The 14163-nt window shown below is 60.6% G+C and carries 12 protein-coding genes; 10 read left to right on the top strand and 2 right to left on the bottom strand.

Annotated elements, in window-relative coordinates:
* The first annotated feature begins 102 nt into the window (after window positions 1–102).
* From AC07Y2_RS24025 to AC07Y2_RS23985, 9 genes are all read left to right on the top strand, one after another.
* Window positions 103–858 (top strand): DeoR/GlpR family transcriptional regulator, encoded by a 756-nt coding sequence (locus AC07Y2_RS24025; RefSeq protein ID WP_007953179.1) that lies wholly within the window; start codon window positions 103–105, stop codon window positions 856–858.
* Between the two features lie 328 nt (window positions 859–1186).
* Entirely contained in the window at window positions 1187–2725 is a 1539-nt protein-coding gene (glpD, locus tag AC07Y2_RS24020; protein WP_039765826.1) for a glycerol-3-phosphate dehydrogenase, read from the top strand.
* Window positions 2726–3065: 340 nt separating this feature from the next.
* Window positions 3066–3980 (top strand): glutamate/aspartate ABC transporter substrate-binding protein, encoded by a 915-nt coding sequence (locus AC07Y2_RS24015; RefSeq protein WP_039765825.1) that lies wholly within the window; start codon window positions 3066–3068, stop codon window positions 3978–3980.
* 194 nt (window positions 3981–4174) lie between these two features.
* Window positions 4175–4921 carry an amino acid ABC transporter permease gene (locus AC07Y2_RS24010; protein ID WP_007953174.1) on the top strand — a complete coding sequence of 249 codons (747 nt, stop codon included), beginning with the start codon at window positions 4175–4177 and terminating at the stop codon, window positions 4919–4921.
* Entirely contained in the window at window positions 4921–5592 is a 672-nt protein-coding gene (locus AC07Y2_RS24005; protein WP_007953172.1) for an amino acid ABC transporter permease, read from the top strand. Before AC07Y2_RS24010 ends, AC07Y2_RS24005 begins: the two co-directional genes overlap by 1 nt.
* Window positions 5589–6323 (top strand): amino acid ABC transporter ATP-binding protein, encoded by a 735-nt coding sequence (locus AC07Y2_RS24000; protein WP_007953170.1) that lies wholly within the window; start codon window positions 5589–5591, stop codon window positions 6321–6323. Before AC07Y2_RS24005 ends, AC07Y2_RS24000 begins: the two co-directional genes overlap by 4 nt.
* Before the next feature lie 64 nt (window positions 6324–6387).
* Window positions 6388–8301: a two-component sensor histidine kinase AauS gene (aauS, locus tag AC07Y2_RS23995; RefSeq protein ID WP_039765823.1), complete on the top strand. Its 1914-nt coding sequence runs from the start codon at window positions 6388–6390 to the stop codon at window positions 8299–8301.
* A 44-nt stretch (window positions 8302–8345) separates the two neighbouring features.
* On the top strand, window positions 8346–9626 hold the full coding sequence (gene aauR, locus AC07Y2_RS23990; protein WP_408980496.1) for a two-component response regulator AauR: 1281 nt from the start codon (window positions 8346–8348) through the stop codon (window positions 9624–9626).
* Window positions 9627–9646: 20 nt separating this feature from the next.
* On the top strand, window positions 9647–9976 hold the full coding sequence (locus AC07Y2_RS23985; protein ID WP_162831789.1) for a GlpM family protein: 330 nt from the start codon (window positions 9647–9649) through the stop codon (window positions 9974–9976).
* Between the two features lies 1 nt (window position 9977).
* Here the strand turns inward: AC07Y2_RS23985 and AC07Y2_RS23980 are convergent, their stop codons facing one another.
* The gene (locus tag AC07Y2_RS23980) at window positions 9978–11012 is read right to left on the bottom strand and encodes an alpha/beta fold hydrolase (protein WP_039765820.1); all 1035 of its coding nucleotides are present in this window, start codon (window positions 11010–11012) and stop codon (window positions 9978–9980) included.
* Window positions 11013–11258: 246 nt separating this feature from the next.
* Here AC07Y2_RS23980 and AC07Y2_RS23975 point away from each other — a divergent pair, with 246 nt between their 5' ends.
* On the top strand, window positions 11259–11759 hold the full coding sequence (locus tag AC07Y2_RS23975) for a hypothetical protein (RefSeq protein ID WP_039765818.1): 501 nt from the start codon (window positions 11259–11261) through the stop codon (window positions 11757–11759).
* A gap of 62 nt (window positions 11760–11821) precedes the next feature.
* On the opposite strand, the gene metE is transcribed toward AC07Y2_RS23975, so the two are convergent.
* The gene (gene metE / locus AC07Y2_RS23970) at window positions 11822–14134 is read right to left on the bottom strand and encodes a 5-methyltetrahydropteroyltriglutamate--homocysteine S-methyltransferase (protein ID WP_103387016.1); all 2313 of its coding nucleotides are present in this window, start codon (window positions 14132–14134) and stop codon (window positions 11822–11824) included.
* Between the last annotated feature and the right edge of the window lie 29 nt (window positions 14135–14163).

The following is a 14163-nucleotide window of genomic DNA, read 5'->3' as shown; positions in this document are numbered from 1 at the left end:
GATTGCCGAGCGCAGTAGCTTTCACGTTGTTTGGAAACTGGTAGGGAGCGGATTCCTGCGTCATCATGGGCAAATTTTGCACGGCAGCCCAAAGGAAGCCCCATGAATCTGCCTCCCCGTCAGCAGCAAATCCTCGAGCTGGTCCGCGAACGCGGCTATGTGAGCATCGAGGAAATGGCCACGCTGTTCGTTGTTACCCCGCAAACCATCCGCCGCGATATCAATCAACTGGCGGAAGCCAATCTGCTGCGTCGCTACCACGGCGGCGCCGCCTATGATTCCAGCGTCGAAAATACCGCCTACGCGATGCGCGCCGATCAGATGCGCGATGAAAAGCAACGCATCGGCGAAGCCATCGCCGCACAGATTCCCGATCACGCCTCGCTGTTCATCAATATAGGTACGACGACCGAATCGATTGCCCGCGCCCTGCTCAATCACAGCCACCTGAAGATCATCACCAACAACCTGCACGTCGCTTCGATGCTCAGCGCCAAGGATGATTTCGATGTGCTGCTGACCGGCGGCAACGTGCGTCGCGACGGCGGTGTGGTGGGTCAGGCGAGCGTGGACTTCATCAACCAGTTCAAGGTCGACTTTGCGCTGGTGGGTATCAGCGGCATCGACGAAGACGGCAGCCTGCTCGACTTCGATTACCAGGAAGTGCGGGTGTCCCAGGCGATCATCGCCAATGCCCGGCAGGTGATCCTCGCGGCGGACTCCAGCAAGTTCGGGCGTAACGCGATGATCCGCCTCGGCCCGATCAGCCTGATCGATTGCCTGGTGACCGATCAGCAGCCGGTGCCGGCGCTGGCGCAACTGCTGAGCCAGCACAAGATTCGTCTGGAAGTCGTTTAACCCTCTCCCGCATAACTCCCTCCCGGCGAATTCTCGTTCCCACGCTCTGCGTGGGAATGCCGCCCGGGACGCTCTGCGTCCCATTCAGAAGCCGACGCAGAGCGTCAATGTATGCATTCCCACGCAGACGGTTCGACGCCTCGACGTGGGAACGATCAGTACTCTAACGCGCATTTCATGTTCGAATATTTTCCTTTCTCGACCCTTCGATGAGTTTTTTCAATCGAAGTCGACTGGCTGCGCGCGTCTTTATGGGCTACCATTTTCGCAAATGAACATTCATGTTCGATTTCCAAGACAGAAAATCAAAAGAGCCCGAGGCCAGCCGATGTCCACATCTACCTTGCGTACGCCCCCTATCTCCGAGATCTACGACATCGCCGTCATCGGCGGCGGGATCAATGGCGTGGGGATCGCAGCGGATGCCGCCGGTCGCGGTCTTTCGGTGTTCCTTTGCGAAAAGGACGATCTGGCCAGCCACACCTCGTCGGCCAGCAGCAAGCTGATCCACGGTGGCCTGCGCTACCTCGAACATTATGAATTCCGCCTGGTGCGCGAAGCTCTGGCCGAGCGCGAAGTGCTGCTGGCCAAGGCCCCGCACATCGTCAAGCCAATGCGTTTCGTGCTGCCGCACCGCCCGCACCTGCGTCCGGCGTGGATGATTCGCGCAGGCCTGTTCCTCTATGACCACCTCGGCAAGCGCGAAAAACTGGCGGGCTCGAAAAGCCTGAAGTTCGGCGCCGACAGCGCACTGAAAAGCGAAATCAGCAAAGGCTTCGAATACTCCGACTGCTGGGTCGACGACGCCCGCCTCGTGGTTCTCAACGCCATGGCCGCCCGTGAAAAAGGCGCGCACATTCACACCCAGACCCGTTGCGTCAGTGCCCGCCGCGCCAAGGGCCTGTGGCACCTGAACCTGGAACGCGCCGACGGCAGCCTGTTTTCGATCACCGCCAAAGCGCTGGTGAACGCCGCCGGTCCGTGGGTCGCCAAGTTCATCCGTGACGACCTGAAGATGGAATCGCCGTACGGCATCCGCCTGATCCAGGGCAGCCACATCATCGTGCCGAAACTGTACGAAGGCGATCACGCGCACATCCTGCAAAACGAAGATCAGCGCATCGTTTTCACCATTCCGTACCTGAACAACCTGACTCTGATTGGCACCACCGACCGCGAGTACACAGGCGATCCGGCCAAGGTGGCGATCACCGACGGCGAAACCGATTACCTGCTGAAAGTAGTCAACGCCCACTTCAAGAAGCAGATCAGCCGTGACGACATCCTTCACACCTATTCAGGCGTGCGTCCGCTGTGCAACGACGAATCCGATAACCCGTCGGCCGTGACCCGCGACTACACCCTGGCGTTGTCCGGCAGTACCGAAGAAGCGCCGCTGCTGTCGGTGTTCGGCGGCAAGCTGACCACCTACCGCAAGCTCGCCGAGTCGGCGATGGCGCAGTTGATGCCGTTCTTCACCCAGATGCGCCCGAGCTGGACGGCCACCGCCACCCTGCCCGGCGGCGAAGACATGACCACGCCACAGGCCTTGAGCGCGCAGATCCGCGACAAGTTCGACTGGGTACCGACCGAAATTGCCCGTCGCTGGGCCACTACCTACGGCAGCCGCACCTGGCGCATGCTCGAAGGCGTGGACACCCTCGCCGACCTGGGCGAACACATCGGCGGCGGCCTCTATACCCGTGAAGTCGATTATCTGTGCACCGAAGAATGGGCCACCACAGCACACGACATTCTGTGGCGTCGCAGCAAACTGGGCCTGTTCACCACACCGGCCGAGCAAGAGCGACTGGCGGCGTACCTGAACAAGGTCGAGCAGAACCGCAGCAAGATCGAAGCGGCCTGATTCGTTCGTCGCTGAACAAAAAGCCCCTGAATCGAAAGATTCAGGGGCTTTTTGCATTCAGGCTGAAACAAGGCGTGTCGCAGACGTTCGGTTTTCCGAACGCGACCTGACGGTCAATTCGGTTAACCGGATCAGATCCACGGAAAAACACCATCACAAAACTTTAATAACGTTATAAATCAATGCATTAACGTGTAGCGACTGGTCTGGCACGACTCATGCTCTACACTCCTTCGACGAATGCCTGTTGCGCCAACACAACAGGAGCCGTCAGGCATTCGAAGCTCAAAAGGGCCCGCTCAACCGGCTCCATAAAAAAAACAATGTCGAGGAAAATTTGATGCGCATCGTTCCCCATATCCTGGGCGCAGCCATTGCTGCCGCTCTGATCAGCACACCAGTTTTCGCTGCCGAACTCACCGGCACCCTTAAGAAGATCAAAGAGTCCGGCGTCATCACCCTGGGCCACCGTGACGCTTCCATTCCTTTCTCCTACATCGCTGACGCTTCCGGCAAGCCGGTCGGCTACTCCCACGATATCCAGCTGGCCATCGTCGAAGCGATCAAGAAAGACCTCGACCTGCCAAACCTGCAGGTCAAATACAACCTCGTCACTTCGCAAACCCGTATCCCGCTGGTGCAGAACGGCACCGTGGACGTCGAGTGCGGCTCCACCACCAACAACGTCGAGCGTCAGCAACAGGTCGACTTCTCCGTCGGCATCTTCGAAATCGGTACCCGTCTGCTGTCCAAGGCTGACTCCAAGTACAAGGATTTCGACGATCTGAAAGGCAAGAACGTCGTGACCACCGCCGGCACAACTTCCGAGCGTATCCTCAAGGCGATGAACGCTGACAAGCAGATGGGCATGAACGTGATTTCCGCCAAGGACCACGGTGAGTCCTTCCAGATGCTGGAATCGGGTCGTGCCGTTGCGTTCATGATGGACGATGCCCTGCTGGCCGGCGAAGCCGCCAAAGCCAAGAAAGCCTCCGACTGGGCCGTGACCGGTACTCCACAGTCGTACGAAATCTATGGCTGCATGATGCGCAAGGGCGATGCGCCGTTCAAAAAGGCTGTCGACGACGCCATCAAGGCGACCTACGCGTCGGGCGAGATCAACAAGATCTACGAAAAATGGTTCATGCAGCCGATTCCGCCAAAAGGCCTGAACCTGAACTTCCCGATGAGCGACGAGCTCAAGGCCCTGATCGCCAATCCGACCGACAAAGCGGCTGACGACAAGAAATCCTGATTTCTGACTAACCTTATCCCCTGAGGAGGCGCCTGCCTTTTCAGGGGATGGTCACTCCCTGCTGGCACTTATTGGAAACACTCGAACCGGTGGCTGTCGAGCCGATCGCGTGTGCCTGATTTTCACAATCAGGGCGGGAACGGAGCTTCCCCAGGCGGGCACTTGTACATCGATCGAATCGAGGGGAGACCCTAATGAATTACAACTGGGACTGGGGCGTGTTCTTCAAGTCCACCGGCGTGGGCAGCGAGACCTATCTCGACTGGTTCATTTCCGGTCTGGGCTGGACCATCGCCATCGCCATCGTGGCCTGGATCATCGCCCTGCTGCTCGGCTCGCTGCTGGGCATCATGCGCACCGTGCCGAACCGCATCGTGTCGGGCATCGCGACCTGCTACGTCGAACTGTTCCGTAACGTGCCGCTGCTGGTTCAGCTGTTCATCTGGTACTTCCTGGTGCCCGATCTGCTGCCGCCGGATCTGCAGGAGTGGTACAAGCAGGACCTGAACCCGACCACCTCGGCCTATCTGAGCGTTGTCGTGTGCCTGGGCCTGTTCACCGCCGCCCGGGTCTGCGAACAGGTTCGCACCGGCATCCAGGCGCTGCCACGCGGCCAGGAATCCGCCGCCCGCGCCATGGGTTTCAAGCTGCCGCAGATCTACTGGAACGTGCTGCTGCCCCAGGCCTACCGGATCATCATTCCGCCGCTCACCTCGGAATTCCTGAACGTGTTCAAGAACTCCTCCGTGGCGTCCCTGATCGGTTTGATGGAGCTGCTGGCGCAAACCAAACAGACCGCCGAATTCTCGGCCAACCTGTTCGAAGCCTTCACCCTGGCGACCCTGATCTACTTCACCCTCAACATGAGCCTGATGCTGCTGATGCGCATGGTCGAGAAGAAAGTCGCCGTGCCCGGCCTGATCTCCGTGGGGGGTAAATAATGGAATTCGATTTCAGTGGCATCGTTCCGGCCATTCCCGGCCTGTGGAACGGCATGCTGATGACCCTCAAGCTGATGGCGCTGGGCGTGGTCGGTGGGATCATCCTCGGCACCATCCTCGCGCTGATGCGCCTGTCCCACAGCAAACTGCTGTCGAGCATCGCCGGTGCGTACGTCAACTATTTCCGTTCGATCCCGCTGCTGCTGGTGATCACCTGGTTCTATCTGGCAGTGCCGTTCGTGCTGCGCTGGATCACCGGCGAAGACACCCCGATCGGCGCGTTCACCTCGTGCATCGTGGCGTTCATGATGTTCGAAGCGGCGTACTTCTGCGAAATCGTCCGGGCCGGCGTGCAGTCGATCCCGAAAGGCCAGATGGGCGCGGCGCAGGCACTGGGCATGACCTACGGCCAGATGATGCGCCTGATCATCCTGCCTCAGGCGTTCCGCAAGATGACCCCGCTGCTGCTGCAGCAGAGCATCATCCTGTTCCAGGACACCTCGCTGGTCTACACCGTGGGCCTGGTGGACTTCCTCAACGCCTCGCGCGCCAGTGGCGACATCATTGGCCGCTCGAATGAGTTCCTGATCTTCGCAGGTCTCGTGTACTTCACCATCAGCTTTGCCGCCTCGGTGCTGGTCAAGCGTCTGCAAAAAAGGTTCGCCGTATGATCTCTATCAAGAACATCAACAAGTGGTATGGGGACTTCCAGGTGCTGACCGATTGCAGCACCGAGGTCAAAAAGGGTGAAGTGATCGTGGTCTGCGGTCCGTCCGGTTCGGGCAAGTCGACCCTGATCAAGTGCGTCAACGCACTGGAGCCGTTCCAGAAAGGCGACATCGTGGTCGACGGCACGTCGATTGCCGATCCGAAGACCAACCTGCCGAAACTGCGCTCGCGCGTCGGCATGGTGTTCCAGCATTTCGAACTGTTCCCGCACCTGACCATCACCGAAAACCTGACCATCGCGCAGATCAAGGTGCTGGGCCGCAGCAAGGAAGAAGCCACCAAGAAAGGCCTGCAACTGCTCGAGCGCGTCGGCCTGTCGGCTCATGCCCACAAGCATCCGGGGCAACTGTCGGGTGGTCAGCAACAGCGCGTGGCGATTGCCCGTGCGCTGGCGATGGACCCGATCGTCATGCTGTTCGACGAACCGACCTCGGCGCTGGACCCGGAAATGGTCAACGAAGTGCTCGACGTGATGGTGCAGCTGGCCCACGAAGGCATGACCATGATGTGCGTGACCCACGAAATGGGCTTCGCACGCAAAGTGGCCGACCGCGTGATCTTCATGGACGCCGGCAAGATCATCGAAGACTGCAAGAAGGAAGAGTTCTTCGGCGACATCAGCCAACGCTCCGAACGCGCGCAGCATTTCCTCGAGAAAATCCTGCAGCACTAAAAACGGCTGCATTCCCCGACATCCACTGTCGGGGAATGCAGGTGGTTGACCCAAGGCATCTGTGATGAAATGCGACCCCACTCTCTATCGCGCCACGCCGCCATCACTTGCCGTGAAACCCCGTCTGATCCGCCACCTGTTCCTGCCGCCGCTGGTCATCGCTCTGATGATCGGACTGGGTTACATCGGCTTCTGGACCAGTGAACATTTCGGCATCCGCAGCCTCGGCGAAAACGGCCAGCGCCAACTGGAACTGCACGCCCGCGCGGTCGAAAGCGAGATCAGCAAATACACCTACCTGCCCAGCCTGCTGGAGCTCGAATCGAGCGTTTCGCAGCTGCTGGACGACCCGACCCCGGAACACCGGCAAACGGTCAACGATTACCTTGAAGGCCTGAACCGACGCAGCCGCAGTCGGGCCATCTACGTCATGGACACCACCGGCCGCGTCATGGCGACCAGCAACTGGCGCGACGTCGACAGCTACCTTGGTGAAGACCTGTCGTTCCGCGCCTACTTCCAGAACGCCATTCGCGGCCAGCCCGGACGTTTCTACGGAATCGGCAGCACCAACGGCGAACCCGGTTATTACCTGGCCCACGGCCTCGAAGAACACGGCAAGATCATCGGCGTCGCGGTGGTCAAGGTACGCCTGGAAGCCATGGAAGAACGCTGGCAACGGGCGCGTCTCGAAGCCTTCGTCAGCGATGAAAACGGCATCATCATTCTCTCCAGCGATCCGGCCCGACGCCTGAAATCGGTCATACCGTTGAGCGACGAGACCAAGGAAAAACTCGCCCGCAGCCTGCAGTACTACTGGTTCCCGCTGAACGAGCTGCAACCGCTGGCCCGGGAAACCCTATCCGAAGGCGTGGAAAAACTCACCTTCCCGGCCAACAGCGAAGTGCCGAGCCAACAGGATGGCGATGAAGAAAACATCAGCTACCTGGCGCAAACCCGGCCGTTGAGCGATACCCCGTGGAATTTCACCCTGCTAACGCCGTTGCAGGATCTGCGGCGCGAGGCAATCAATCAGGGGATTCTGGTGGCCGTGGCGTTTGCCCTGGTGGCATTCCTGCTGATCGCCTGGAACGAACGGCGCAAGGTCATCGCCACCCGCCTCGCCGCCCGCGAAGCCTTGCAGGAAGCCAACAATCAGCTGGAGCGTCGGATTACCGAACGCACCGCCGACCTGCGCGCCAGCAACGACCGGCTCAAGAGCCAGATCCGCGAACGGCGTCAGGCCGAAGAGACTCTGCGCCGCGCCCAGGACGAACTGGTGCAGGCCGGTAAACTCGCCGCCATCGGCCAGATGTCCACCAGCATCGCCCACGAACTGAACCAGCCGCTGGCGGCGATGCGCACGCTGTCGGGCAACACCATTCGCTTCCTTGAACGCGGCCAGCTCGATGTCGCCAGCACCAACCTCAAGACCATCAACGACCTGATCGACCGCATGGGCCGGATCACCGCCAGCCTGCGCTCCTTTGCCCGACGTGGCGACGACAAGGGCCGCGCCAGCCTCGGCAAAGCAGTGGACGCCGCCCTGCAAGTGCTCGGCGCCCGTGTGGAAAGTGCCGCCCTGAAAGTGCATCGCCAGTTCGATGATGTGCAGGTGCAGATCGACCAGACCCGCCTGGAACAGATTCTGGTCAACCTGATCGGCAACGCCCTCGACGCCATGCAGGCGCAACCGCTGCCGGAGCTGTGGCTGGAAGGCGAAGAATTCAACGGCAAATATCGCCTGCGGGTGCGCGACAACGGCCACGGCATCGACGCCGAAGCCCGCAAGCATCTGTTCGAACCGTTCTTCACCACCAAGCCCGGCGAACAGGGTCTCGGCCTCGGCCTGACCCTGTCGGCCAGCCTTGCCGCCGCCACCGGCGGGCATCTGGGTGTCGAACACCCGGCCAGCGGTGGTACCACTTTCGTCCTCAGTTTACCGTTGGTAAGCCCTACTCCTGCCGAGCCAATATGAACAACGACCTCAGTGTATTGATCGTCGAAGACGACCCCCATGTCCTGCTCGGCTGCCAGCAGGCGCTGACGCTGGAAGACATTCCCTGCATCGGCGTCGGCAGTGCCGAAGAAGCGCTGGAGCAAGTCGGTGACAATTTCGCCGGGATCGTCATCAGCGACATTCGCCTGCCGGGCATCGACGGCCTGGAACTGCTGACCCGACTCAAGCAACGCGACCGCAGCCTGCCGGTGGTGCTGATCACCGGCCACGGCGATATTTCCATGGCGGTCGGCGCGATGCAGAAAGGCGCCTACGACTTCATGGAAAAACCGTTCTCCCCCGAGCGTCTGGTCGATGTGGCCCGTCGTGCGCTGGAGCAACGCAGCCTGAATCGCGAAGTCTCGTCCCTGCGCCGGCAACTGGCCGAGCGCGATTCCCTTGAAGGACGGATCATCGGCCGTTCGCCGGCCATGCAAAACCTGCGCGAACTGATCGCCAACGTCGCCGACACCTCGGCTAATGTGCTGATCGAAGGCGAAACCGGCACCGGCAAGGAACTGGTCGCCCGCTGCCTGCATGACTTCAGCCGCCGTCACAACAAACAGTTCGTTGCGCTGAACTGCGGCGGGCTGCCGGAGAACCTGTTCGAAAGCGAAATCTTCGGCCACGAAGCCAACGCCTTCACCGGCGCCGGCAAACGGCGGATCGGCAAGATCGAACACGCCGACGGCGGCACGCTGTTCCTCGATGAAGTGGAAAGCATGCCGCTGCCGTTACAGATCAAACTGCTGCGGGTATTGCAGGAGCGCACCCTCGAACGCCTCGGGTCGAACCAGAGCGTGGCGGTGGATTGCCGGGTGATCGCGGCCACCAAGTCCGACCTCGACGAATCAAGCAAGGCCGGGGAATTTCGCAGCGACTTGTACTACCGTCTCAACGTGGTGACGCTGGAACTGCCGCCCCTGCGCGAGCGCCGCGAAGACATCCTGCAACTGTTCGAACACTTCACCCAGCAATCGGCCCTGCGTTTCGACCGGGCACTGCCGGAGCTGGACAACCAGACGTTGTCGAGCCTGATGAGCCATGACTGGCCGGGCAACGTGCGCGAACTGCGCAACGTCGCCGAGCGTTTTGCCCTCGGCCTGCCAGCGTTCAAGAAAACCGGCGCGGGTAGCGCGGGCCAGGGTCTGGCATTCGCCGAAGCAGTGGAAGCGTTCGAACGCAACCTGCTCAGCGATGCCCTGCAACGCAGCAGCGGCAACCTGACCCAGGCCAGCCTGGAACTGGGGATGGCCAAGACCACGCTGTTCGACAAAGTGAAGAAATACGGCTTGAGCCATTAAGCGAGAACGATGTGGATCTGATTTTCAAGGCAATGCTCGGCGCGGCCGTGGTGGTGATCCTCGCCATGCTGGCCAAGACCAAAAACTACTACATCGCAGGGCTGGTGCCGCTGTTCCCGACCTTCGCCCTGATCGCCCACTACATCGTCGGCAAGGGCCGTTCGATAGACGACCTGAAGACCACCATCGTCTTCGGCATGTGGTCGATCATTCCGTACTTCGTGTATCTGGCGACGCTGTACGTGATGGTCGACCGCATGCGCCTCGAAGCTTCGCTGGCGGTGGCGGCGGTGGCGTGGTTGATGGCAGCGACGGTGCTGGTGTCGGTGTGGGTGCGGCTGCACGCCTGAGTCAGAGCAGGTTGTGTTCCGCCACCGGTTCGATCTGCGCCCAGTGCGACGTGTCTTCGCGATGCTCGCGCAGATACGGCAACACCGCCGCCAGCAAAGGTTCCTTGAACGCTTCCTGAAAGCGGTGCGCCAGCCCCGGAATCAGCCGCAGCTGACTGCCGCGAATATGCGCCGCCAGGTGCACGCCGTGCATCACCGGCAATAACGGATCAGCCGTGCCGTGTACCACCAGGGTCGGGACGCGCAGTTGATTGAGCAACGCCACCCGGCTCGGTTCGGCAAGGATCGCCATGATCTGACGCTTCACGCCTTCGGGATTGAACGCCCGGTCATAGGACAGCGCCGCCTGATGCAGCAAGGCCTGCCGGTCATCGCTGACCGAAGGGCTGCCCAGTGCGGCCAGCAGATCGGCCTGTTGCTCCAGGGCAATCTGGCGATTGGGCGCGCCGCGCCGTGACAGCAATTGCACCAGCGCCGCGCTCGGCGCCGGCAACCCTTCGGCACCGGAGCTGGTCATGATCAGCGTCAGGCTTTCGACCCGTTGCGGCGCCATCGCCGCCATGTGCTGGGCGATCATCCCGCCCATGCTCGCGCCGAGCACGTGGAATTGCTCGACGTGCAACGCATCCATCAGGCCCAGCGCATCGTCGGCCATGTCGGTCAGGCTGTAAGGCGCCGCCACCGGCAGGCCGAGTTTGTAGCGCAGCACCTCAAAGGTCAGGTTGGCTTCGGCCGGCGTCTGGCGCCAGGTCGACAGACCGACATCGCGGTTGTCATAACGGATCACCCGAAAGCCCTGCTGACACAGCGCAACCACCACTTCATCCGGCCAGTGGATCAACTGGCCGCCCAGGCCCATCACCAGTAACAGCGCCGGATCCGACGCACGGCCGATGCTCTGGTACGCCAGGCTCACCTGCTCCAGATCGACCCGTTCGGTCGGTACATTGACGTCGCAACGCGACGCCGCGTAGGACGCCGGAACGCAAAAAACCGCGGCCAACAACGCCGCGATTGCAAAAAATCCCTTGAACATGAAAAACACCGAAACGCAGAACCCCAGTAGAACGCGAGTCTGATGAAGTTTGTTCAAGCGCGCTGCCACAGTTCGATGACAGTTTGATGAAGAGTGCCGAGCGGTCGAATCGGCGAGAGTCCAGCAAGTGCCTGTGCCACCTACCGCTTGTCGGGACTGTCAGATCTGACAGTCGTTAAAAAACTGCCTTTGACACAGCATGAATTCTCGGCCGACAGGCGGCCATCAACGCATCAGGGAGGCAATATGAGCGCGAATCTCATTCCAAACGGAGATTTCCAGTCGGGCAGTTTTACCCCATGGATCGCACAGGCTCTTCAGGGCAAAGCCGACGTGGTCAATCACAACCGCAGCTTCCAGGCGCAACTGCACCCTGGAGTGGATGACGGCATCTTGCTCTATACCCAGTTCGAAGCCCCCTCCGGGTCTTTTACCCTGAGTTTCAGTGCATCCGCACCCACTGCCCAGTACTACCTGCCTCCATTTGATTACGTTACTCACCCGTTCCTGGTTTATTTCATTTCGGGCTTCGACGCAGGCGGTCAATTGATTCAGGCGGACTTTGGCCTGGCGCCGCTGCAACCCACGGATACAGTCTTTAACTACAGCGGCAATATGCCGGCTGACGTAAAGAGGGTCGAAGTTCGATTCTCGGGTCCCTCAGATCCTTATAAAAACAAAGGTTCGCTTTACATCAACAATGTGAATTACACACCGGGGCAGACTTTCCCCCAACGCTGGAGCTGAGCGAAAAAAACCGCTGAATGCATAGCCTCAGCGGTTTTTCGATGTGGGCCGGTTCTGAGGTATTACGCCAACTGACTGCGCAACTGCCGCGCCGCGGCGACCATGTTGACCAGTGCCGCTTCGGTCTCGGGCCAGGCGCGGGTTTTCAGGCCGCAATCGGGGTTGACCCACAGACGCTGCGCCGGAATGCGCTTCACGGCTTTGCTCATCAGTTTGACCATCTCGGCGGTATCCGGCACGCGCGGCGAGTGAATGTCGTAGACACCCGGGCCGATGTCGTTCGGGTAGTCGAACGCTTCAAAGGCCTCGAGCAATTCCATGTCCGAACGCGAGGTTTCGATGGTGATCACGTCGGCATCCATGTCGGCGATCGCCTTGATCACATCGTTGAATTCGCTGTAGCACATGTGGGTGTGGATCTGGGTTTCATCCTTCACACCCGACGCAGTCAGACGGAACGCTTGCACCGCCCAGTCGAGGTATTCCTGCCATTGCTCACGGCGCAGCGGCAGGCCTTCGCGGAACGCCGCTTCGTCGATCTGCACGATTCTGATCCCGGCGTTTTCCAGATCGACCACTTCGTCACGCAGGGCCAGCGCCAGTTGTTGCGCCTGGACTTTGCGCGACACGTCTTCGCGGGGGAACGACCACATCAGCATGGTCACGGGACCGGTCAGCATGCCTTTCATCACCTTGTCCGTCAGGCTCTGGGCGTAGCTGATCCAGTCAACGGTCATGGCGTTCGGACGGCTGAGGTCGCCATAAATCACCGCCGGTTTGACGCAGCGGGAACCGTAGCTCTGGACCCAGCCGAAACGGGTGAACAGATAACCGTCGAGCTGTTCGGCAAAGTACTCGACCATGTCGTTGCGCTCGGCTTCACCGTGCACCAGTACATCGAGGCCCAGACGTTCCTGCACCTGCACCGCGTGGCGGATTTCGCTGCGCATGGCATCGTGGTAGTCGTTGGCCGACAGCTTGCCCTGCTTGAACGCCTGACGGGCCAGACGAATCGATCCAGTCTGCGGGAACGAACCGATAGTGGTGGTCGGGAACGTCGGCAATTTCAAACGCGCCTGCTGTGCGGCGATGCGTTTGGCAAACGGCGAATGCCGCTGGCTGTCGCTGGCATTGATCGCCTCGATCCGCGCTTGCACGTCGGCCTTGTGAATACGCGGCGAGCGGGCGCGGCTCTCCTGAATCGCGCGGCTTTCGGCCAGTGCGCTTTGCACGTTCGGCGCTTGCGGGTCGTTCAGCGCATCACGCAACACCGAGATTTCGCTGCACTTCTGCACGGCGAATGCCAGCCAGCTTTTCAGTTCCGGATCGAGCTTGTCTTCACGCTCGACATCCACCGGGCTGTGCAGCAACGAGCAGGAACTGCTGACCCACAGGTTGTCGCCGAAACGCTCCTGCGCCGGTTGCAGTCGCGCCAGCGCCTGCTCCAGTTCGCAGCGCCAGACGTTGCGCCCGTTGACCAGGCCGACCGAGAGAATCTTGTAGGTCGGCAGACGATCAAGCACCTGACCGAGCTGATCGGGCGCACGTACGGCGTCGATGTGCAGGCCTTGCACCGGCAGACCGACGGCCAGGCCGAGGTTGTCTTGCAGACCGCTGAAATAGGTCGCCACCAGTTTCTTCAGCGGCGAGTACTGCAGGATGTGATAGGCGCGTTCGAAGGCACTTTTCCACGCCTGCGGCAGGTCGAGAGTGAGGATCGGCTCGTCGATCTGCACCCACTCCACGCCCTGGGCGGCGAGGCGACCGAGGATTTCGTTGTACACCGGCAGCAGGCGCTCAAGCAGATCGAGCTTGTCGAAATCGTTGCCTTTCGCCTTGCCCAGCCACAGATAAGTCAGCGGGCCGATGATCACCGGTTTGACGTTGTGACCGAGGGTTTTGGCTTCTTCGACTTCATCGAACAGCTGATCCCAGCTCAGCTTGAATGGCTGGTCGGCGGTGAACTCCGGGACCAGGTAGTGGTAGTTGGTATCGAACCACTTGGTCAACTCTTGGGCGTATTGAGTCTTGCCGTGCTCGCCGCCGCAGCAGGAAGACGTGGCGCCACGGGCCATGGCAAACAAGGTGTCGAGGGTCGGCAGACCGCGTTCGTCACGCACACCGTCGAAGCGCTCGGGGATCACACCGAAGGTCAGCGAGTGGGTCAGCACCTGGTCGTACCAGGCGAAGTCGCCGACCGGCAGCAGGTCGATGCCGGCGTCCTTCTGCAATTGCCAGTGCCTGGCGCGCAGCTCGCGGCCGACCTGATTCAGAGCGGCCTGATCGAGATCGCCTTTCCAGTACGCTTCGAGGGCTTTTTTCAGTTCGCGGTCGGCGCCGATGCGCGGGAAACCCAGAGTGTGTGCCACGGCCATGTCGAGTGTTCTCCATTGCGTAAAAGATG

This window comes from Pseudomonas sp. GW456-12-1-14-TSB6 (assembly GCF_059424205.1).
This window is presented reverse-complemented; position numbering and strand designations above follow the sequence as displayed.